This window comes from Variovorax sp. GW821-FHT10D07 (assembly GCF_059415325.1).
Genome location: NZ_JBWKMZ010000007.1, coordinates 120,907 through 141,991, shown reverse-complemented (window position 1 = coordinate 141,991; position 21,085 = coordinate 120,907). Strand labels below are relative to the sequence as shown.

General features: G+C 68.4%; 21 protein-coding genes. 16 read left to right on the top strand and 5 right to left on the bottom strand.

Features of this window, described 5'->3' with window-relative positions:
• The first annotated feature begins 7 nt into the window (after window positions 1-7).
• From AC07PU_RS21160 to AC07PU_RS21115, 10 genes are read left to right on the top strand one after another with little or no spacing between them, the layout of a single operon-like run.
• A complete protein-coding gene (locus AC07PU_RS21160) occupies window positions 8-1,699 on the top strand; it encodes a class I adenylate-forming enzyme family protein (RefSeq protein WP_495320212.1) in 1,692 nt (563 codons plus the stop codon).
• Window positions 1,696-2,463, top strand: a complete 768-nt coding sequence (locus AC07PU_RS21155) for an enoyl-CoA hydratase/isomerase family protein (RefSeq protein ID WP_495320210.1) — start codon at window positions 1,696-1,698, stop codon at window positions 2,461-2,463. The genes AC07PU_RS21160 and AC07PU_RS21155 overlap by 4 nt, the downstream gene beginning before the upstream one ends.
• Window positions 2,463-3,203 (top strand): SDR family NAD(P)-dependent oxidoreductase, encoded by a 741-nt coding sequence (locus AC07PU_RS21150; protein WP_495320208.1) that lies wholly within the window; start codon window positions 2,463-2,465, stop codon window positions 3,201-3,203. Before AC07PU_RS21155 ends, AC07PU_RS21150 begins: the two co-directional genes overlap by 1 nt.
• Window position 3,204: 1 nt before the next feature.
• Window positions 3,205-4,371 (top strand): acyl-CoA dehydrogenase family protein, encoded by a 1,167-nt coding sequence (locus tag AC07PU_RS21145; RefSeq protein WP_495320205.1) that lies wholly within the window; start codon window positions 3,205-3,207, stop codon window positions 4,369-4,371.
• A 27-nt stretch (window positions 4,372-4,398) separates the two neighbouring features.
• Window positions 4,399-5,274 carry a 3-hydroxyacyl-CoA dehydrogenase family protein gene (locus tag AC07PU_RS21140; RefSeq protein WP_495320203.1) on the top strand — a complete coding sequence of 292 codons (876 nt, stop codon included), beginning with the start codon at window positions 4,399-4,401 and terminating at the stop codon, window positions 5,272-5,274.
• A 3-nt stretch (window positions 5,275-5,277) separates the two neighbouring features.
• The gene (locus AC07PU_RS21135; RefSeq protein ID WP_495320201.1) at window positions 5,278-5,934 is read left to right on the top strand and encodes a 3-hydroxyacyl-CoA dehydrogenase family protein; all 657 of its coding nucleotides are present in this window, start codon (window positions 5,278-5,280) and stop codon (window positions 5,932-5,934) included.
• Entirely contained in the window at window positions 5,931-7,073 is a 1,143-nt protein-coding gene (locus AC07PU_RS21130; protein WP_495320199.1) for a CaiB/BaiF CoA transferase family protein, read from the top strand. The genes AC07PU_RS21135 and AC07PU_RS21130 overlap by 4 nt, the downstream gene beginning before the upstream one ends.
• Window positions 7,070-8,200, top strand: a complete 1,131-nt coding sequence (locus AC07PU_RS21125; protein ID WP_495320197.1) for a Re/Si-specific NAD(P)(+) transhydrogenase subunit alpha — start codon at window positions 7,070-7,072, stop codon at window positions 8,198-8,200. The genes AC07PU_RS21130 and AC07PU_RS21125 overlap by 4 nt, the downstream gene beginning before the upstream one ends.
• Before the next feature lie 24 nt (window positions 8,201-8,224).
• Entirely contained in the window at window positions 8,225-8,554 is a 330-nt protein-coding gene (locus tag AC07PU_RS21120) for an NAD(P) transhydrogenase subunit alpha part 2 (RefSeq protein ID WP_093350473.1), read from the top strand.
• Window positions 8,551-9,975, top strand: a complete 1,425-nt coding sequence (locus AC07PU_RS21115; RefSeq protein WP_495320194.1) for an NAD(P)(+) transhydrogenase (Re/Si-specific) subunit beta — start codon at window positions 8,551-8,553, stop codon at window positions 9,973-9,975. Before AC07PU_RS21120 ends, AC07PU_RS21115 begins: the two co-directional genes overlap by 4 nt.
• 73 nt (window positions 9,976-10,048) lie before the next feature.
• Here the strand turns inward: AC07PU_RS21115 and AC07PU_RS21110 are convergent, their stop codons facing one another.
• Together AC07PU_RS21110 and AC07PU_RS21105 are read right to left on the bottom strand one after the other, a co-directional pair.
• Window positions 10,049-10,522: an AtaL-like protein gene (locus AC07PU_RS21110; RefSeq protein WP_495320192.1), complete on the bottom strand. Its 474-nt coding sequence runs from the start codon at window positions 10,520-10,522 to the stop codon at window positions 10,049-10,051.
• Between the two features lie 38 nt (window positions 10,523-10,560).
• A complete protein-coding gene (locus AC07PU_RS21105; protein WP_495320190.1) occupies window positions 10,561-11,427 on the bottom strand; it encodes an SDR family oxidoreductase in 867 nt (288 codons plus the stop codon).
• 107 nt (window positions 11,428-11,534) lie between these two features.
• Here AC07PU_RS21105 and AC07PU_RS21100 point away from each other — a divergent pair, with 107 nt between their 5' ends.
• The 4 genes from AC07PU_RS21100 (at window position 11,535) to AC07PU_RS21085 (ending at window position 14,810) form a co-directional block, all read left to right on the top strand.
• Window positions 11,535-12,431 carry a LysR family transcriptional regulator gene (locus AC07PU_RS21100; protein WP_495320188.1) on the top strand — a complete coding sequence of 299 codons (897 nt, stop codon included), beginning with the start codon at window positions 11,535-11,537 and terminating at the stop codon, window positions 12,429-12,431.
• 108 nt (window positions 12,432-12,539) lie between these two features.
• Entirely contained in the window at window positions 12,540-12,992 is a 453-nt protein-coding gene (locus AC07PU_RS21095) for a MarR family winged helix-turn-helix transcriptional regulator (protein ID WP_495320186.1), read from the top strand.
• A gap of 13 nt (window positions 12,993-13,005) precedes the next feature.
• Entirely contained in the window at window positions 13,006-13,560 is a 555-nt protein-coding gene (locus AC07PU_RS21090; protein ID WP_495320184.1) for an isochorismatase family protein, read from the top strand.
• Window positions 13,557-14,810, top strand: coding sequence for an MFS transporter (locus AC07PU_RS21085; protein ID WP_495320182.1), 1,254 nt, complete (start codon window positions 13,557-13,559; stop codon window positions 14,808-14,810). The genes AC07PU_RS21090 and AC07PU_RS21085 overlap by 4 nt, the downstream gene beginning before the upstream one ends.
• A gap of 48 nt (window positions 14,811-14,858) precedes the next feature.
• On the opposite strand, the gene AC07PU_RS21080 is transcribed toward AC07PU_RS21085, so the two are convergent.
• The 3 genes from AC07PU_RS21080 to AC07PU_RS21070 all read right to left on the bottom strand — a co-directional run bounded on the left by AC07PU_RS21080 (window position 14,859) and on the right by AC07PU_RS21070 (window position 19,018).
• On the bottom strand, window positions 14,859-17,411 hold the full coding sequence (locus AC07PU_RS21080; protein WP_495320180.1) for a TonB-dependent siderophore receptor: 2,553 nt from the start codon (window positions 17,409-17,411) through the stop codon (window positions 14,859-14,861).
• Window positions 17,412-17,495: 84 nt separating this feature from the next.
• Window positions 17,496-18,512: a FecR domain-containing protein gene (locus AC07PU_RS21075; RefSeq protein ID WP_495320178.1), complete on the bottom strand. Its 1,017-nt coding sequence runs from the start codon at window positions 18,510-18,512 to the stop codon at window positions 17,496-17,498.
• Entirely contained in the window at window positions 18,509-19,018 is a 510-nt protein-coding gene (locus AC07PU_RS21070) for a sigma-70 family RNA polymerase sigma factor (RefSeq protein WP_495320176.1), read from the bottom strand. The genes AC07PU_RS21075 and AC07PU_RS21070 overlap by 4 nt, the downstream gene beginning before the upstream one ends.
• 427 nt (window positions 19,019-19,445) lie before the next feature.
• Here AC07PU_RS21070 and AC07PU_RS21065 point away from each other — a divergent pair, with 427 nt between their 5' ends.
• Entirely contained in the window at window positions 19,446-20,513 is a 1,068-nt protein-coding gene (locus AC07PU_RS21065; RefSeq protein ID WP_495320174.1) for a catalase family peroxidase, read from the top strand.
• Window positions 20,510-21,055: a cytochrome b gene (locus AC07PU_RS21060; RefSeq protein ID WP_495320172.1), complete on the top strand. Its 546-nt coding sequence runs from the start codon at window positions 20,510-20,512 to the stop codon at window positions 21,053-21,055. The genes AC07PU_RS21065 and AC07PU_RS21060 overlap by 4 nt, the downstream gene beginning before the upstream one ends.
• The last annotated feature ends 30 nt before the right edge of the window (window positions 21,056-21,085 follow it).

Below are 21,085 nucleotides of genomic sequence, written 5' to 3'. Positions count from 1 at the left end.
GCCCACCGTGACCCAGATCCTCACGCTGCACGACCCCGAGACGGCACGCGGCCACTACCTGTCGGGCGTGTGGCAGTCCGACACCCTCTACGGCCTGCTGCAACGGCATGCCGAGCTGCGCGGTGCCGCGCCCGCCGTGCGCGACCTGCACCACCGCCTGAGCTGGAAGGCGCTGCACGAGTGGGTCGATATGCTCGCCGTCGAACTCGACCGCGCGGGCCTGCGCGCCGGCGACCGCGTCTCGGTGTGGATGCCCAGCCGCGTCGAGGCCGTGGTGGTCTTTCTCGCCTGCTCGCGCAACGGCTATGTGTGCAATCCCTCGCTGCATCAGAACTACACGCTCGACGAGGTCGTCGGCCTGCTGGAACGCATCGGCTGCGCTGCCTTCTTCACGCAGGCGGGCTATGGTGCCGATGCCGCGCGGCACGACGTGCTCGCGCGCGTCACGGCCCTGCCCAGCCTGCGTCGCGCCTGGTGCGTGGCACCGCCGGAGGCCGGTGCGCCGCCAGTGCCGCGGATACCGCCGGCCCATGCCTTCCCCGCGCGCCCGCGCGAGCGCGAACGCAGCCGCTGGGGCCGTGCGCCGCACACCAACCCCGACAAAGTCGTCTACCTCGCGTTCACCAGCGGCACCACCGGCCTGCCCAAGGCCGTCATGCACAGCGACAACACGCTGCTGGCGAACGGGCGCGCCATGGTGGCCGACTGGGGGCACGACGAGTCGACGGTGCTGCTGAGCCTGAGCCCGCTGTCGCATCACATCGGCACCGTGGCGATCGAGCAATGCCTGGTCAGTGGCTGCGAACTGGTGCTGCACGACCCCGCCGCGGGCCTGTCGCGGCTCGACTGGATCGTGGAGTCGGGCGCCACCTACGTGATGGGCGTGCCCACGCATGCGATCGACCTGCTCGACGACATGGACCGGCGCGGCATGAAGCACCTGGGTCGCGTGCGCATCTTCTACATGGCGGGCGCGCCCATTCCCGAGGAGGCCGCGCGGCGCTTCCTCAAGCTCGGCATCCAGCCGCAGAACGTCTACGGTATGACCGAGAGCGGCTCGCACCAGTACACGCGCCCGGCCGATGGCGTGAAGGTGGTCACCGAGACCTGCGGGCCGGCCTGCCTCGGCTACGAGGTGCGGCTGTGGTCGCAGCAGGACCCCGACCTTGAGGCGCAGCCCGGCGAGGTCGGCGAGATCGCCGGGCGCGGCGGCGTGCTGATGCTCGGCTACTTCGGCGACCAGGACGCGACCGAGCGCTCGTTCAACGCGCACGGCTGGTTCATGAGCGGCGACCTCGGCCAGCTCGACGCGGCAGGCAACCTGCGCATCGTGGGCCGCAAGAAGGACCTGATCATCCGTGGCGGCCACAACATCCATCCGGCGCGCATCGAGGACCTGGCCTACCGCCATGCGGCGGTGAACAAGGCCGCGGCCTTCGGTGTCGCCGACGAGCGACTGGGCGAGAAGGTCTGCCTCGCGCTGGTCTGCGCGGGCGAGCCGCCGAGTGCGCAGGAGATGCTCGCGCACCTCGATGCGCAGGGGCTGTCGAAGTTCGACATGCCCGAGTACTACCTCGTGCTGCCCGCGTTTCCGCTCACCGCGAGCGGCAAGATCCTCAAGCGCGAGCTGGCCGCCTGGGCCAGGGCCGGCAGCATCGTGCCGCAGCCGGTGCGCTTCGTGGCCGGAGGCACGCGATGATCGCGCTCGATCGCGAAGCCGAGTTCGCGGTGCTGCGCATCGACCGGCCGGCCGCGCTCAATGCGCTGTCCTTCGAGCTGATCCGCGACCTGGGCGATGCGATCACGCGCGCCGAGACTTCGGGCGCACGCGCGCTGATCGTGACCGGCGCGGGCGACAAGGCCTTCTGCGCCGGCGCCGACGTGCAGGAACTGCGTGGGCGCGACCTCGCGGCGCAACGCGAGGGCGCTGAGCTCGGTCAGGCCGTGTTCGCGCGCCTCGACCGGCTGGCCATTCCCTCGATCGCGCTGGTCAACGGCTATGCCTTCGGCGGCGGCATGGAGCTCGCGCTGGCCTGCACTTTCCGGCTTGCGCAGCCGCATGCGAAGTTCGCGCTGCCCGAGATCAAGCTGGGATTGATCCCCGGCTATGGCGGTACGCAACGGCTGCCACGGCTGGTGGGCGTGGGGCGTGCGCTGGAGCTCGTGATGAGTGGGCGCAGCGTGGGCGCGGACGAAGCCTTGTCCATCGGCCTGGTGCAGCGCATCGTCGCGCGCGAGGAGGGCATCGACGCCGCCTTCGCGTTCGCGCGCAGCTTCAGCGGCTTCGGCCTGCGCGCGCTGCAGTTTGCGCGCGATGCCGTGCTGCGTGGGGCCGAGACGCCGCTGGCCGAGGGCCTGCGCATCGAGGCCGACCTGTCGACGCTCGCCTACCGCACCGCGGACGCCGAGGAGGGCATGCGTGCCTTCGTCGAGAAGCGCCCACCCGTTTTCCAGGATCGATGATGAACGACACCAAGCAATGCATCGTGGTCACGGGCGCGAGCCGCGGCATCGGCGCCGCCATCGCGCGCGCGCTGGCCGAGGCGGGCCACGCCGTGGCCTGCGTCTCGCGCTCGGGTGCGCTGCCCGAGGCCAGCACCGCCAGCGCCGCGCGACTGTTCGGCGTGCGCGCCGATGTGGCGCAGGCTGGCGCGATGGCCGAGGCCTGCCGCGAGATCACCGGGCGCGGCCATCGCATCGCCGGGCTGGTCAACAACGCCGGCGTGCACCTCGAGTCGCCGGCGGCGCAGACGCCGCTCGACCAATGGCATGCCGTGATGGACACCAACGCCACCGCCACGCTGCTGGCCGCGCAAGCGGTCCATCCCCACCTGGTCGAGGCGGGCGGCGGGCTGATCGTCAACATCGGCTCCTTCTTCGACAAGCTCGGCGTGAAGCGCAACGTCGCCTACTGCGCGTCGAAGGCCGCGGTGGGCGCGATCACCCGCTGCCTCGCGGTCGAATGGGCTGCGGCGGGCATCCGCGTGATCGATGTCGCGCCCGGCTACATCCAGACCGACCTCAACGCCGGGATGCTCGCTTCGGGTCCGCTGCGCGCCTACCTGCAGAAGCGCATTCCATCCGGCGAGCCCGGCACCGCCGAGGACGTCGGCCGTTTCGTCGCCGCGCTCTACGCGCAGCCGGGCGGCTTCCTCAGCGGCGAAACCATCTACCTCGACGGTGCCCAGGGCATCGCGCACTGACATGAACCTTCTCCAACGACTGGATGCCGGCATCGCGCTGGCCGACGACGAGCGCATGCTGCTCGACAGCGTGCAGCAACTCGCGCGCGAGGCGATCGCGCCGCGCGCCGAACACCACGACCGCACGGGCGAGTTCCCGGCGCAGAACCTGCGCAACATCAACCGGCTCGGGCTCAACGCGATGTTCGTGCCCGCCGAGTACGGCGGCGCGCCGCTGTCCTACCTCTGCTACCTGGCCTGCGTGCGCGAGATCAGCAAGGCCTGCGCTTCCACCGGCATCGTGTGGGCCACCAACTACCACGCCATGAAGCCGCTGATCGACTGGGGCACCGAGGAACAGAAGCAGCGTCTGCTGCCGCGCATCGCCGAAGGCGGCCTGGGCGCGCTCGCGATCACCGAGCCCGGCGCCGGCTCCGACGCCACCGGCATGCGCACCACCTTCCGCGAGGAGAACGGCCAGATCGTCATCGACGGCGGCAAGAGCTTCATCACCAACGGCGATGTCGCCGACCTCTACCTGGTGTTCGGCAAGTGGGCCGGCATCGCCGATGCCAAGGCCGCGATCTCGGTGCTGGTGCTCGAGAAGGGCACGCCGGGGCTGTCGGTGGTCCGGCTCGAGGACAAGATGGGCACGCGCGCATCGAGCACCGCCACGCTGGCCTTCGACGGCTGCCGCGTGCCGCGCGCCAACCTGCTCGGCGAGCCCGGCGACGGGCTGAAGATCCTGTTCGCCTCGCTCAACAAGTCCCGCCCGAGCGTGGCCGCGCATGCGCTGGGCATTGCGCGCGCGGCCTTCGAGGACGCGGTGGCCTACATCAACCAGCGGCGCCAGTCGGGCCGGCGCATCCTCGAATTCCAGGGCGTGCAGTTCATGGTCGCCGACCTCGCGGCCGAGATCGCGCTGGTCGAGTCGTGGCTGTGGTCGCTGGCGCAGCGCGTGGACGCGGGCGAGCGCGACTTCGGCATCGAGGCCTCGGTGCTGAAGCTGCGCGCGACCGACCTCGCGATGAAGGCCTCGACCGATGCGGTGCAGCTGCTCGGCGGCTACGGCTACTGCAAGGACTACCGCGTCGAGCGGCTGATGCGCGACGCCAAGATCACGCAGATCTGGGAGGGGACCAACCAGGTCCACCGCCAGCTCATCGGCCGCAGCTTCCTCGAGCGTTAGCGCAACGTGATCAACCAAGGACCGACGATGAGCGAGATCAAGACAGTGGGCGTGGTGGGATGCGGCACGATGGGTGCCGGCATCGCCATCGTGTGCGCCCGGGCGGGCTTCAGGACCCGCGTGTTCGACCTGCGGCAGGACGCGCTGGACCGCGCGCGCGAACAGACGCGGGTCTTCCTGGAGCGCTCGGTGAAGAAGGGCAAGCTGCCGCCCGATGCGCCCGGGCGCATCCTCGAGGGCTGGCAGGGCACCACGGCGCTCACAGACCTCGCCGACTGCGACCTCGTGATCGAGGCGGTGTTCGAGGACCTCGGCGCCAAGCACAGGATCTTCGAGCAGCTGCATGCGGTCTGTGCGCCGCATGCGATCTTCGCCTCGAACACCTCCACCATCTCGATCACCGAGATCGCCGGCGGCAGCGGCCGCTCCGACCGCTTCGTCGGCATGCACTTCTGCCTGCCCGCGCAACTGATGAAGCTGGTGGAGATGTCGCCGGGCCTGAACACCAGCGAGGCCACCTTCGAGCGTGCCTGGGCCTTCTGCGAGGCGCTCGGACAGAAGCCGGTGCGCACGCAGGACTCGCCGGGTTTCATCCTCAACTACTTCCTGATCCCGTTCAACAACGACGCCACCCGCCTGGTGGAGCAAGGCGTGGCGAGCGCCGAGGACATCGACACCGCGATCAAGGCCGCGCTCGGCTATCCGATGGGCCCGCTCGAGCTGCTCGACCTGATCGGCCTGGACACCCAGCGCCTGCTGTGCGAGGCCATGCACGGCCTCACGCACGAGGAGCGCGCGGCCTGTCCGCCGCTCGTGCGCCGCATGATCGCCGCCGGCCGCCTGGGCAAGAAGTCGGGCCGCGGATTCCATGCCTATGCCGACAACGCGCTTCACGGAGCCTGAGCCATGACAACCACTTCCTATCGCATCGTCCATGGCGGTGACAGCCGCTCCTTTCCCGCGCCCCATCCTTTTCTGGAGGCGGCCACCCCGCAAGGCGAAGCGCGCGTGTTCCTCGGTCTGCAGGCCGGTGCCGCGCTACGCGACGCACAGCCGCTCGAAGCCTGCCCCTTCGTCGCGGTCGAGCTCGGCAGCGAATGCCTGGGTGTGCACGGCGGCGAATCGCGCGGCCTCGAAGGTTCGAACCTCGTGGGCTTCGCGCGCTTCCGGCTCGGCGACGCGGCGCCCTCAAACCTGGTCGAGGTGGTGCGCCAGCCCGGAACGCGGGCCGAGTCGCTCGCGGCCGCCTGCGAGGCCTTCCGCGGCGCGGGGCTGGCGGTGGCCGTGTGCGCCGACTTCCCCGGCCGCATCGTCGACCGGCTGCTGCGCCCCTACCTCAACGCGGCGCTGCGCCGGCTCGACGAGGGCCTGGCGAGCGCGGACGATCTCGACAAGACGCTGCGGCTCGGCCTCGGCTATCCCGAGGGACCGATCGCGCTGCTCGAGCGCACCGGCCTCGCGGCGCACTTCGAGGTCACACAGGCGCTGCATGCGGCGCTCGGCCAGGCCGCCTATGTGCCCGCGCGCCGCGCACAGGTCGCCGCGCGGCGCGCCACCGCATGATGCCGCCGCTCGAGGGCATCCGCGTGCTCGACCTCGGCACCCTGCTGCCGGGGCCGCTGTGCACGCTGCTGCTGGCCGATGCCGGTGCCGAGGTCATCAAGATCGAACGGCCCGGGCGCGGCGACGAGATGCGCTCGTACGAACCGCGCTTCGGTGGCGACAGCGCGAACTTCGCGCTGCTCAACCGCGGCAAGCGCTCGCTCGCGCTCGACCTCAAGCAGCCCGACGATCGCGCCGCTTTCCTCGAACTCGTGGCCACGGCCGACGTGCTGGTCGAGCAGTTCCGCCCGGGCGTGATGCAGCGCCTGGGCCTCGATCCCGCGGCGCTCGCGCGCGTCAATCCGCGGCTGGTCTATTGCTCGATCACCGGCTATGGCCAGCACGGGCCGCTCGCCGAGGTGGCGGCGCACGACCTCAACTACCTCGCGCAAAGCGGCATGCTCGGCCTCTCGGCGGGCGCGGACGGCACGCCGCCGCTCCCGCAGGCACTGGTGGCCGACATCGCGGGCGGCTGCTATCCGGCGGTGATGAACATCCTGCTGGCGCTGCGGCAGCGCGACGCCACGGGCACCGGCTGCCATCTCGACGTGGCGATGGCCGACAACCTGTTCACGCTGATGTACTGGGGCCTGGCCGAGGGACAGGCCACCGGCCGCTGGCCGCAGGCCGGGCGCGGCCTGGTCACGGGTGGCACGCCGCGCTACCAGGTCTATGCGACGCGCGACGGCCGCCATCTCGCGGTGGCACCGCTCGAGGACAAGTTCTGGCACGCATTCCTCGAGATCATCGAGGCGCCGCAGCTCGAGGATCCCGCGCTCGATCCGCAGGCCACGCGCGATGCGGTGGCGCACGCGATCGCGCAGCGCACGGCCGACGAATGGCTGCAGCGTTTCGACGGCCGCGACGTCTGCGTGGCGCTGGTCGCGACGCTCGAGGAGGCGGTGGCCCATCCGCACTTTCGCGCGCGCGGCCTGTTCGAGCGCCGCGTGCGCAACGCCGACGGCGCCGAGATCGCGGCGCTGCCTCTGCCGGTCGATGCGCGTTTTCGTTCGGGGGGCACGAGTGCGTCCTATCCGCCGCTGGGCGAGGCCCGACCCCAGGAGTTTGCCGACACACCCGACGCAGAGAGGTTCCGATGAAGATAGGCGTGCCTGCCGAGACAACGACAGGCGAAACCCGAGTGGCCGTGACCCCGGAGACGGCGAAGAAACTGGTGGCGTTGGGGCACACGGTGCGTGTGCAGAGCGGCGCGGGAGTGGCGGCCAGCGTGACCGACGCGGCCTATCAAGCGGCCGGTGCCGAGATCACCGACCAGGCCGGCGCCTTCGGCGCCGACATCGTGCTCAAGGTGCGCGCCCCGAGCGACGCCGAATGCGCGCTCGCCAAGTCCGGCAGCGTGCTCGTGGGCATGCTCAACCCCTTCGACGCCGCCGGCCTGCAACGCGTGGCCGCCGCCGGCCTCACCGGCTTCGCGCTCGAAGCCGCCCCGCGCACCACCCGCGCCCAGAGCATGGACGTGCTCAGCTCCCAGGCCAACATCGCCGGCTACAAGGCCGTGATGATCGCCGCCGACAAGTACCAGCGCTTCTTCCCGATGCTGATGACCGCCGCCGGCACCGTGAAGGCCGCGCGCGTCGTGATCCTCGGCGTGGGCGTCGCGGGCCTGCAGGCCATCGCCACGGCCAAGCGCCTGGGTGCGGTCATCGAGGCCTCGGACGTTCGCCCCAGCGTCAAGGAACAGATCGAATCGCTGGGCGGCAAGTTCATCGACGTGCCCTACGAGACCCAGGAAGAGAAGGACGCGGCCGAGGGCGTGGGCGGCTATGCCCGCCCGATGCCCGCGAGCTGGCTCACGCGCCAGCAGGCCGAGGTCGCCAAGCGCGTGGCGCTGGCCGACGTCGTCATCAGCACTGCGCTGATCCCGGGGCGTGCCGCGCCGACCCTCATCACCGAGGACATGGTCAAGTCCATGAAGCCCGGCAGCGTCATCGTCGACATCGCCGCCGGTAAAGGCCCGGACGGGGTAGGCGGCAACTGCCCCCTGTCCGAAGCCGACAAGACGGTGGTCAAGCACGGCGTGACCATCGTCGGCGAGACCAACCTCGCCGCGCTGGTGGCGGCCGACGCGTCGGCGCTGTACGCGCGCAACGTGCTCGACTTCCTCAAGCTCGTGCTGACCAAGGAGGGCGCGCTGAAGATCGACCTCGAGGACGACATCGTCGCCGCCTGCCGCGTCACGCAGGACGGCCAGGTCACGAAGAAGTAAGCGAACACGCGAGGAGAAGAAATCATGGACATCGTCTCTCACACCGTCATCAACCTCATCATCTTCGTGCTGGCCATCTACGTGGGCTACCACGTCGTGTGGACCGTCACGCCCGCGCTGCACACGCCGCTGATGGCCGTGACCAACGCCATCTCGGCGATCGTCATCGTGGGCGCCATGCTGGCCGCGGCACTCACCGAGACCGGCCTGGGCAAGACCATGGGCGTGCTGGCCGTCGCGCTGGCGGCGGTCAACGTCTTCGGCGGCTTCCTGGTCACGCGGCGCATGCTGGAGATGTTCAAGAAGAAGGAGCGCAAGGCCGCGCCCGCAGCCGCCGAGGGAGCTTCCAAGTGAGCATGAACCTCGTCACCCTGCTGTACCTGCTGGCCAGCATCTGCTTCATCCAGGCGCTCAAGGGCCTGAGTCATCCCACCACCTCGATCCGCGGCAACGTCTTCGGCATGACCGGCATGGCGATCGCCGTGCTGACCACCGGCGCGCTGATCTACAAGCTCGCCAGCGGCAACCTCGAGGGCCTGGCCTACGTGCTGGTCGCGCTGGTCGTGGGCGGGGGCCTCGGGGCCTACATGGCCAACAAGGTCGAGATGACCAAGATGCCCGAGCTCGTGGCCTTCATGCACAGCATGATCGGCCTGGCGGCCGTGTTCATCGCGGTGGCCGCCGTGGCCGAGCCGCATGCCTTCAACATCGCGCTCAAGGGCGATCCGATCCCCGCGGGCAACCGCCTGGAGCTGTTCCTGGGCGCGGCCATTGGTGCCATCACCTTCAGCGGCTCGGTGATCGCCTTCGGCAAGCTCTCGGGCAAGTACAAGTTCCGCCTGTTCCAGGGCGCGCCGGTGCAGTTCGCGGGCCAGCACATGCTCAACCTCGTGCTGGGCCTGGCGACCGTGGGCCTGGGGCTGGTGTTCATGGCGACCGAGAACTGGACCGCCTTCTTCGCGATGCTCGCGCTGGCCTTCGTGATGGGCGTGCTGATCATCATCCCGATCGGTGGCGCGGACATGCCGGTGGTGGTGTCGATGCTCAACAGCTACTCGGGCTGGGCGGCCGCGGGCATCGGCTTCAGCCTGAACAACGCGATGCTGATCGTGGCGGGCAGCCTCGTGGGCAGCTCGGGCGCGATCCTGAGCTACATCATGTGCAAGGCGATGAACCGCTCGTTCTTCAACGTGATCCTGGGCGGCTTCGGCGGCGACGCGGCCGCGGCCACGGGCGGCGCGAAGGAGCAGCGCCCCGTGAAGAGCGGCAGCGCCGACGACGCGGCCTTCGTGCTGGGCAATGCCGAGACGGTGGTGATCGTGCCGGGCTACGGCCTGGCCGTCGCCCGTGCGCAGCATGCGGTCAAGGAGCTCGCGGCCAAGCTCACCGAGAAGGGCATCACGGTGAAGTACGCGATCCATCCGGTGGCCGGGCGCATGCCGGGGCACATGAACGTGTTGCTGGCGGAGGCCGAGGTGCCGTACGACCAGGTGTTCGAGATGGAGGACATCAACGGCGAGTTTGGCCAGGCCGACGTGGCGATCATCCTGGGCGCCAACGACGTGGTGAACCCGGCCGCGCACACCAAGGGCAGCCCGATCTACGGCATGCCGATCCTGGAGGCCTACAAGGCCAAGACGGTGATCGTCAACAAGCGCTCCATGGCCGCGGGCTACGCCGGCCTGGACAACGAGCTGTTCTACATGGACAAGACCATGATGGTGTTCGGTGATGCCAAGAAGGTGGTCGAGGAGATGGGCAAGGCGGTCGAATAGCGCGTGTGGCGTGTCCGCCGCGCTGACAACGACGTCCCTGCCTTCAAGGGTGATGCCTGTTCACGGATCGTCCTCACAGCCGGCCTTGGGCGAGCAGTTCGCGCGTGCGTTTCAGGGTCGACGACAGCGCGCTGCGGTAACCCTCCGCGCTGTCGAACATCGCCTGCTCGGCTTGTTCCTCGGGGCCGTTCGGCGTCTTGCCGCGCAGCCCGATGTAGCAATAGAAGCGCAGCTGCAACTCACCGGCCTCGTCCTCGAACAACTCGTTGACGATCGCGCCCTCGCGCGGACCGCTCGCCTGGAAGAAGGTGACCTTGCGCTGCGGCTCCAGGGCGATGATCTCGCGCAGGTCGGCGCCGGCGATCGTGGCTTCGCGTACGAAGTGGGTCGCCCCCTGCTCGACGACATCGCAACGCGTGCACAGGCCGGGTGGGAGAAACAGGCGCGCGTCGCGCGCCTTCAGCTCGAGGCCTCTCCAGGCCTGCTCGCGCGTGAGTGGGGTTTCGCCGTGCGGGTTCACGGCGACCGTGGCGGATGAGTAGATCATGACGGTGCGTCCTTGGTTCTTGTTGGTGGATCCGGTGCTCAGGCCGCGGCGGCGAGGCCGGATGCGAAATCGCGGTACGAGCGCAGCGGCCGCCCCAGCAGCGCCACGAGCCTCTGCACGTCGTCGGCCTGCGGGATCATTCCGTCCGACAGGAAGCGTTCGCTCATGAGACGCATGTCGTAGGCCATCCAGCCCGGCATGAAGTTCAGCAGGTTCTTCTCGAAGCCGGCGGTGTCGTCGCCGCCGTAGGCGATCGGGCGGTCCAGCACATCCGACCAGATGCCGGCGATGTCGTGGCCGGTCAGCGTGTCGGGCCCGACGAGGTTGATGCGCTCGAGCGCGCGCGGTGCGGACACCTCGCGCTGGATCAGTTCGATGGCGGCGATCTCCGCGATGTCGCGCGTGTCGATCATCGCCAGACCCCTGCCGCCGATCGGCATCGGGTAGACGCCGTGCCCGAGCACCACGTCCTTGATCGTCAGGTCGTTCTGCATGAAGTAGGCCGGCCGCAGGATGGTGGCGCCGAAGCCCATTTGCTCGAGCATCCGTTCCACCGCGAACTTGCCCGCGAAATGCGGGACGTTCACGTAGGTGTCGCCGTGGATCACAGACAGGTAGACGACGCGCTCGATCCCCGTCTCGCGCGCCAGGTTGAGCGCGACCAGGGCCTGCGTGAACTCGTCGGGCACGACGCCGTTGAGCAGGAACAGGCTGGAGACGCCCGCCAGGGCGCGGCGCATCGCGTCCACGTCGAGCAGGTCGCCCTGCGCGACCTCCACGCCCGCGGGGAACGCAACTTTCGATGGATCGCGAACGAGTGCTCGCACCGTGGCGCCGCGGTTGGCGAGTTGCTGGACGACCTGGCGGCCGATGTGGCCGCTCGCGCCGGTGATGAGGATGGTCATGGAATGGCTCCGGTTGATTGAAGGAGCCTTGATCTTCCGAGTTCCATCGATGAGCCGATAGCCCGTATATTTGGACACCTCGTCTCATTGTTGGAACACTTCAAAACATGGACTTCCTCGCCCTTGCCGACTTCAACCTCGTGGCGCGCCACGGGGGCTTCGGGCGTGCGGCCCGCGAATCCGGCCGGCCCAAGGCGACGCTGTCGCGCCGGGTCGCGGACCTCGAAAGCGAGCTCGGCCTGCGCCTGCTGGAGCGCGGCGCGCGCACCCTGAAGCTCACCGAGGAAGGCCGTGCCCTCTACGAGCGAACCAGCGTGCTGCTCACCGAAATCGACGAAGCCGCCGCGGAGATCGCGTCGGGCGGCCATGCACCGCGCGGCAGGTTGAGGGTGAGCGCGCCGCTGCTGTTCTCGCAAGCCGCGATGGGCAAGCTCGCCGCGCGATTCGCGCTGAAGCATGGCGAGGTCCGGCTCGAGGTCACGACCGAGGACCGGGCCGTCGACATGGTCGAGGAGGGCTATGACGTGGTGATCCGGGTGAATCCGGACCCCGATGCCCAGCTGGTGGGACGCGTCTTTCTCAGGGACCGGCTCGTGGTGGTCGCGAGCCCGAAGCTCACGCGGCCGGCGGGCAAGGCGCCGGTGCCAGCCGTGCTGCGCGAAGGCGGCACGGGGGAGCAGACCACGACCTGGGAGATGGGCGGTCGATCCGGGACGAAGCGCTTCGCCGTGGATCCCGTGCTGCGCCTGTCCTCGTTGTTCATGGTCCGCGATGCCGCCAGGGCGGGCGTCGGCGCCGCGCGGCTGCCGCTGTCGTTGGTCACGCATGACCTGCGCACGGGAAAGCTGAAGCTGTGGGGCGATGTCGAGGGCCCCGGGATCGAGCTGTGGGCGCTGTATCCGTCTCGCCGGCTCCTGAGTGCGCGCGTGTCGGCGTTCCTGGATTTCCTCAAGGAGGCATTTCCTTCGGGATCACCCGAGGAGCTGGCGGCCTTCATCGATTGAAGCCATGGCCGCTCGGTCGCCTTGCAGGGACTCGATCGCTCATTCACGGCTAAGAAAACTACGAAGGAAACCTTTGTAGTTTTCCTTTGCGTCGAATAGCATTGCGCCATGAACAAGTCAGCCGGCGCCCCTCACGATCTGCGGGCGCACGCGCTGGCCGCGGAACTGCGCATGCTGATGGCCAAGCTCAACCGGCGACTGCGCGAGCAGTCGCATGCCGGCGATCTCACGGGTTCCCAGAAGACCGTGCTGCTGCATCTCGAGCGCGAAGGTCCGGCGACGGTCACGACCCTTGCGCGTACGGTGGGCGTGCGCCCTCAATCCATGGGCGCGACCGTGGCCGCGCTGCAAGGGGCGGGACTTGTCAGCGGCGCGCCCGACCCGGCCGATGGGCGCCAGACCATCTGGTCGGTCACGCCGGTCTTTCGCAAATGGATCAAGGACGCCCGCGCCGCGCGCGAGGACTGGCTGTTCCAGGTCATCCAGACCAGGCTCGCCCCGCGTGAGCAGGAAACGCTCGCGGCATCCATCGAACTCTTCAAACGCCTCGCCGAAGATTGAAAGCCAACCCACCATGCCCGTCACCACCCTCGATCCTCGAACCGCCCTCATCGTCATCGACCTGCAAAAGGGCATCCTCGCGCTGCCCGTCGCGCATGCCACCGGCGAGATCGTGCGGCGCGCCAGTGCCCTGGCGTCTGCCTTCCGCCAACGCGCCCTGCCCGTGGTGCTCGTCAACGTGGCAGGCGGTGCCAAGGGCCGCACCCAGCAGCAACGCCCCGGCGGCGAACTGCCCGCCGACTGGGCTGAATTGGCCGTCGAACTCGACCGCCAGCCCCAGGACCACCTGGTCACCAAGTACACGTGGGGTGCCTTCACGAACACCGGGCTCGAATCGCACCTGAAGGCGCTGGGCGTCACGCAGGTCGTGATCGTCGGCATCGCCACCAGCATCGGCGTGGAGTCGACCGCACGCCAAGCCTACGAACTGGGTTTCAACGTCACGCTTGGCATCGACGCCATGACCGACATGAACGCCGACGCTCACGCCAACAGCATCACTCGCATCTTTCCGCGCCTGGGCGAAACCGGCACCACGCAGGAAATCATCGACCTGCTCGCTCGGTGAGCAGCAGCACTTTCCGTTCGCTCAGGGGCTACAACTACCGTGTGTGGGCCGGCGGCGCGGCGGTGTCCAACGTGGGCACCTGGATGCAGCGCACCGCGCAGGACTGGATCGTGCTCACGCAGCTCACGCGCCACAACGCCACCGCGGTCGGCATCGTGATGGCGCTGCAGTTCGGCCCGCAATTGCTGCTGCTGCCGCTCACCGGCTGGGCGGCCGACCATCTCGACCGGCGCAAGCTGCTCATGGTCACGCAGGCCACCATGGGCGCGCTGGCGCTGGGGTTGGGTCTGCTGACACTCACCGGCCTCGTGCAGCTGTGGCACGTGTATGTGTTCGCGCTGCTGCTGGGGTGCGTGGCTGCCTTCGATGCGCCGGCGCGCCAGACCTTCGTGTCGGAGCTGGTCACCGAGATCGACCTGCAGAATGCAGTGGCGCTCAACTCCACGTCATTCAATGCCGCGCGCATGATCGGCCCGGCGGTTGCAGGCACGCTCATCGCCGCGGTCGGTACGGGCTGGGTCTTCGTGATCAACGCGGCCTCCTATGTCGCCGTGATCGGCGCGATGAAGATGCTGCGCGTGCACGAGCTTTACCTGCGCCAGCGCGCAGTGCGCACCCGCGGCAGTTTTCTCGAGGGCTTCCGCTACGTTTGGCGACGCCCCGACCTGAAGGCCGTGCTGTTCATGCTCTTTCTGATCGGCACCTTCGGCCTGAACTTTCCGATCTTCATCTCCACGATGTCGGTCACCGTCTTTCATGCGGGCGCTCACCAGTACGGCCTGCTGTCTTCGATCATGGCCATCGGGTCAGTCGTTGGCGCGCTGCTTGCCGCGCGGCGCGACAAGCCGCGCATGGGCGTGCTCGTGGTGGGGGCGTCCGTTTTCGGCGTGGGCTGCGCGCTGGCCGCGCTGATGCCCGGCTATTGGCTCTTCGGCATGGCGCTGATCGTGGTGGGTGTGGCCGCGCAGACCTTCACCACCACGGTCAACAGTTGGGTGCAACTGTCGACCGAGCCCGCCATGCGAGGGCGCGTGCTGGCGATCCTGCTGGCCATCGTGCTCGGTTGCACGCCGATGGGTGCGCCCCTGGTCGGTTGGGTGGCCGACACGTTCGGGGCGCGTTGGGCGATGGGTGTGGCGGCGCTGTCGGGGCTGGCCGCGGCCCTCGTCGGGTGGCGTTACCTGTCGACTTACGGCCGGCTGTCGCCGGCGGGCGCTTCACAGGCAAAACCGGGGTCATGGGACGGGTGAAAACGGCTGGCGCTGATGCGCTGAGACACTTGACACTCGATGGCCGCGCTACCAGCTGTACCCGGCGGTCACATAGACACTGCGACGCTCGCCGTAGTAGCAGCCCGTCGACGACAGGCAGGTCGCCACATAGGTCTTGTCCGCCAGGTTGGACACGTTCAGCGCCAGGCGCAGGCCCTTGAGTGCCGGACGCCAGCGCCCGAGGTCCCAGCGCAGGGCCGCATCCATGAGGGTCACACCGGGCACGCGGAACTGGTTCGCGGCATCGCCGTAGGTGGTGCTGATGCGGCGCACGCCCGCGCCCAGCGACAGCCCGGGCGCGATGTCCATCGGAAAAGCGTAGTCCAGCCACAGCGCCGCCTGGTGCTCGGGCACATAGGGGAAGCGCTTGCCCAGGGTGCTGGCGCCCGACGCGTTGGCGTTGGCACGCGTGACCCGGCTGTCGGTGTAGGCATAGGAGGCGATCACATCGAGGCCGCGCGCCAGCGGTGCCTTGGCTTCCAGCTCGAGGCCGCGCACACGCACCTCGCCGGTCTGCTCGCTGAACGATCGGCTCAGTGGATCCGGCGTCAACACATTGCGTTGCGTCAGCTCATAGACGGCCGCCGTCACCATGGCCTTGGATCCGGCCGGTTGGTACTTCAGACCGGCCTCGATCTGCCGGCCCGTGGTGGGCTCGAAGGGGTTGCCCTGCCGGTCGGTGCCGGCGGCCGGCTGGAACGAGGTGCTGTAGCTCAGGTAGGGCGCGAAGCCACCGTCGAAGTTGTACATGAGCGCGGCGCGCCCGGTGAACTTGTCGTCGTGCTGGTCGACGCGTGCCATGCGCGCCGTCGCGGTCGTCAGCGTGCGGGTGTCGGTGTCGGCCTTGTCGTAGCGGCCGGCCAGCACGAGGCTCCAGCGGTCCAGGTGGATCTGGTCCTGCAGGTAGAAGCCGGTCTGGCGGCGCTTCTGGTCGATATGGGTCGCGACGCTGGGCACGCTGCCGGAATCGGTGCCGAAGACCGGGAGGTAGGCGTTGAAGGGCCGCGTGATGATGCGCAGGTTGGTCTCGTCGAACGCGGACTTCTCATTGGAGAAGTCCACGCCGGCGAGCAGCGTGTGCCGCAACGCGCCGGTGACGAAATCCGCCTGCAGCTGCGTGTCGGCGGTCAGCAGGCTGGCTTCTTCTGGAAAGGCCCAGGCGTAGCGCAGCAGCGACGACGGGTTGCAGGCCGCCAGGCAGACGGCCTGAATGCGTTGGGTGTACGCGTCGACCTTGCCGTAGCGCAGGTTCTGGCGCACGGTGAAGGTGTCGTTGAAGCGGTGTTCGAATTCATAGCCCACGAAGCGCTGCCGGTTGCTGAAGCGGTCGTAGCTTGGCTCGCCGACGAAGGTGCGCGTGGGCAGAGCTGCGTAGCGACTGGTGTCGAGGGTGCCCGCGGCGGGCAGTGCCGGCGCGCCGCCGCCGCCGGGAGAGTCGAGCGACTGCCACTGGCCGAGCACCGTGAGGCGTGTTGCGCTGGAAGGGCGGAAGGTCAGCGACGGGGCGAAGTAGGTCTTGCGTTCGGAAACGTGGTCGTAGGAGGTGTTGGCCTCCCGGTGCAGCGCGACCAGCCGGTAGCTCCAGATGCCATCGGCATCGATGGCACCGCCTAGATCGAGCGCCGCCTGGCGCCGGTCGTGGCTGCCGAACTGCAGCTCGACCTCGCGCACCGGCTCGAGCGTCGGGCGCTTGCTGACCATGTTCACCAGCCCGCCGGGCGTCGCCTGGCCGTAGAGCACCGACGACGGGCCCTTGACGACTTCGACGCGTTCCAGTCCCCAGGGCTCGATGCGCGGCTGCGAGTAGCCGCGTGCGCCGAAAGGCAGGCGCAGGTTGTCGAGGTAGCGCGCGGGCGGCGTGAAGCCCCGCAAGGTGAGCCAGTCCAGGCGCAGGTCGGTGTTGCCGTATTGGGCGACGATGCCCGGCGTGTAGCGAAGGCTCTCGACCAGCGTGGTCGCGCCCTGCGCGTCCATCTGGTCGCGCGTCACGACGGAGACGGACTGCGGCGTCTCCATCAGGGGCGTGTCGGTCTTGGTGCCCGAGACGCTGCGCCGCGCGATGAAGCCGGACACCGGGCCGGTGCCGGTCTCCCGGTTCGCTTGGGGCTCCACGACGATCGCCGGCAGCGACCCGGCCGATGGCTGGCCCGCTGCCGACGGGCTGGCGGGGCGCGACGCATCGCGCTGCAGGGAGTAGATGTTGTCGCCCGTGCGAGTCGCCCGCAGGCCGCTGCCCTGGAGGGCCGTTGCGAGCGCTTCCTGCAAGGTGAAGCGTCCGCGCAGGCCGGGACTGTCGAGCCCGGCGGTGAGGGATGCATCGACCGACAGCAGGATGCCCGACTGGCTGGCGAGCTGCGTGAGAACGCCGGCCAGCGGGCCGGGTGCGAGGGCGTAGTCGCGCGCGGCCTGCTCCGCGGGCGACTGGGCGAGCGCCGGGTTGGCATGCAGGACGACGGCGGCGGGCAGGATGGCGAGCGCCGTGCCCAGCGCACGCGCCGCGAGGGTGGTGCGACGCAGGCGCGAGCGGGGCGCTCGTGCGGGGCGCACGCCATGGAGGGAGGGAATCGAGAGGTCGCGCATGGAGGCTTTGAGCAAATGGAAGGGTTGGTACCTTCCTTGCCACGCGACGGTCGCAAAAGGGGAACCTGCGCCGCGAATCTTTTTTCAGTGGCGGTTGTCGGGGCCCTGCGCGGGCTCGATGGTCACCCACCATGGCAGCACGCGGTTCACCCGTACCGGGAGGGTGGCTTGGAGCGCCGCGAGGATGCGGTCGGTGTCGGCCAGCGGATAGCTGCCCACGATCCGCAGGTCGCGAACGGCCGGGGCGCAGGCGAGGTGGCCGCGCCGGTGGCGGGCCAGCGCATCGATGAAGTCGCCCAGACGCATGTCGTTGGCGACAAGCTGGCCGCGTGTCCAGCTGTCGCTTCCCGCGTCCGCGGCCGCCGGTGCTTCGACGCGGTCGACGAACAGCCGGGTGTGTTCATTGGCGCGCAGCGTGAGCGATGGCCCGCCCCGGGCGGGCTGGACGCGCACCGCGCCTTCGAAGACCGTGACGAGTGCCGCGTCGGCAGCGTTGCCGTCGCCCTGCACGGTGAAGCGCGTGCCCAGCGCGGTGAGCCGTCCCTGGGCGACCTCGACCACGAGCGGTCGATCCTCCCAGGCCGGGTCGTGTCCTGTGGACACCAGCACTTCGCCGGCATGCAGGAGGATGCGTCGATGGATTGCCGTGAAGTCGACATCGACCGCCGAAGCGGTGTTGAGCCAGAGCCGGCTGCCGTCTTCCAGCGCGATTTCACGGCGTTCGCCGGTCTGCGTGCGATACGTTGCCACCCAGGCGCTCCAGGGCACTTCGCGTTCGAGCAGCCAGCCGGCCACGCCGGCAACGGGCAGCAAGGCCAGCACGCGCAGCGCGCTGCGCCGGCGGCGCGTGGCCGTGGCCCGCGTGTCTTCGAGGATCTGGCGCGCAGGGAGATGGCGCACGGAGGAGAAGTCGCGGGACACGGCCTCGACCTGTTGCCACGCGGCACGCGCACCGCCATCCTTGCGCAGCCACGCTTCCCAGCGCAGCCGGTCGCCCGCGGTGGCCGACTCGGACTGCAGCAGGGCAAACCAGGTCGCCGCCTGCTGCAGATGTTCGAACGTCGCTCGGGGCTGTTCCGGGTGCGCCGACACCGCCGTCATGGCTCTTGCGAAAGAAGAAGGCACTGCAACATCGCCTGGGCCATGTATTTCTTGACCATCCGATCCGACACGCCGAGTTCGAGCGCGATCTCCGCGTAGGTCCGACCGTCGATCTGCGACAGCAGGAAGGCCTTGCGCGCCTTGTCGCTCAGCGTGTTCAGCATGGCGTCGATCCGGCACAGCATTTCCACCGCGATCATTCGCTCCTCGGGCGAGGGGGCGAGCAGCTCGGGCTGTGCGGCGACCGCTTCCGCCCAGGCGCGCTCCACGTCGGCGCGGCGCCAGTGGTTGACGATCACACCGTGGGCGAGCGTGCGCAGGAATGCGCGTGGCTCGCGCACCTGCGCCAACTCGCGCGAGGTGATGAGCCGTACGAAGGTGTCGTGTGCCAGGTCCGCGGCCTGGGAGCTGCCGCTCAGCCTGCGCAGGAACCAGCCGAGCAGCCAGCCATGGTGCTCGCGGTAGATGCTGTCGATCAGCGCGGGGGCTGGCAGGGGGGCGGACATGGGAGCACGAAAGGCGTGACAAATAAGAATAGTTCTTATTCTAAAGAATTACATCCTCCGCCACGCTGATGCCGTCGTCGAAGCTTGAAAATCAACTAACGGCCTGGCGCGTTAGCGCATCGGGCTCGATCGCCGCCGCGCCAGTACCTCTTGCCGCCAATGAGGGGGTCGAGCAGAAGACCGCCTGTGGCAGCGGCATCGGCTGCGTAGGCATGTGCGGCGCGGTCCGAAACTTCTGCAAGGCCGGTCAGTGCCTGGAATCCGTTGAAGGCGGCGTAACCAGGAGCCTTTTCTTCTCGAACTAAGGCCTGACGAATCGGACAGGCCAGCGTGTTGCCTGGTTGCTTGCCAACCCGTTGAAAGGGCATGAGATGAACAGTTCTAGACACACCCACTGCCTCCGGCAGGTGCACGGGAGCGTAAGCGGATGAAGAACCGACAAGATCAAGCTGCCAACGGGCGACCCACCGTGGTCCGACTCGCCGCGATCGCTCTTTCAGTCGGAGCCGTTGCCTGTGCCTTCGCCTACGCAGCCGGGTGGCTCACACCCGCGCGCCTGACGCCCGACAAGATCGTGGATTCGCTCGCGCCGCCAAGCGGACCGGTCAAGGGCTTCCGTCGCAATCATGCGAAAGGCATTTGCTTCGCTGGAAATTTCGAGGCGAATGGCGCGGCGGTCGCGGTTTCACGAGCGTCAATTTTCAAGGCCGGAACTTATCCGGTCACGGGTCGCTTCAATCTTGCGGGCCCCATTCCGACCATGGCAGATGGCACAGGTCGTGTACGTGGATTGAGTCTTCGGATACAGGCGCCAGACCAGCAGGAGTGGCGCACCGCGATGATCAACGCACCGTTCTTTCCGATCGCGACGCCGAAGGAGTTCTATGAACTCCAGCGCGCCAGTGCGAACAAGGATGACCCCGGTGCAGTCAAGCAATTCGCAGCCAGCCACCCTTCGCTTCGCGAGTTCGGCGCGTGGGCGGGCAGTGCGCCCTATGCCGAATCCTACGCGGAGGATCGCTTCAACAGCCTCAACAGTTTCGTACTGACCAATGCACAGGGTCAAAAGCAGACTGTGCGCTGGTCATTCCTTCCGACCGCCGCCATGGTTCCAGTGCCTTCGGAGGACCTGAAGAAGCGCGATCCCGATTTCCTCTTCAAGGAAATCACTCAGCGAGTCGCGGACGCCCCGCAGAAGTGGAGGCTGGTACTGACGCTCGCCAATCCGGGCGATTCCACCGCCGATCCCACCAAGGTTTGGCCAGAGGACCGCCGGCAGATAGAAGCGGGCACGCTCGTGGTGACCCGGATCGAAGCCGAAGCCAACGGACCATGCCGCGACATCAACTTCGATCCCACGGTCCTGCCAGAGGGAATGCAGACCTCCGACGATCCGTTCCCTGCAGCGCGCTCGGCCGCCTATGCGGTGTCTTATGACCGACGCACCTCGGAGTCGAAACACTACCCTCGCGTTCAAGCCGAAGGCAAGCCATGAGCCATCAAAGCATGAAGTTCTCGAAGCTGCAGCGCGTGCTCCATTGGGCCATGGCGATCGGCATCCTCGCGATGTTGTTCATCGGGGTCGGCATGATGTCCACGATCGATCGCGCTTACCTGGTGCTGGTAGGCATCCACAAGCAGCTCGGCATTGCGATACTTGTCCTGGCGCTGCTGCGTCTCATCGTGCGCTGGCGCAGCGGGGCACCTTCGTTGCCTGCCAGCATGAGCGAGCCCATGAAGCTTGCGGCAAGGTTGTCGCATGTCGCGTTCTATGCGCTGATGATCGCGATGCCTTTGCTGGGATGGTCCATGTTGTCGGCGGCGGACTATCCCGTGACCTTGGCCGGGATGCGGCTGCCCTCCATCGTCCGACCCAGTGCCGAGTTGCACAGCATCCTGTGGAGCGCCCATCGCTTCCTCGCGTTCTGCTTGTTCGCTTTGTTCTTGCTGCACTTCGCTGCGGCGCTTCTCCATGCCTGGGTGCGAAGGGATGGCGTGTTCGAGACCATGACCTTTGGTCGCCGAGGCGGTCGCTGATTCATTCGGCCGGTGTGCGTTCCTCGCCGG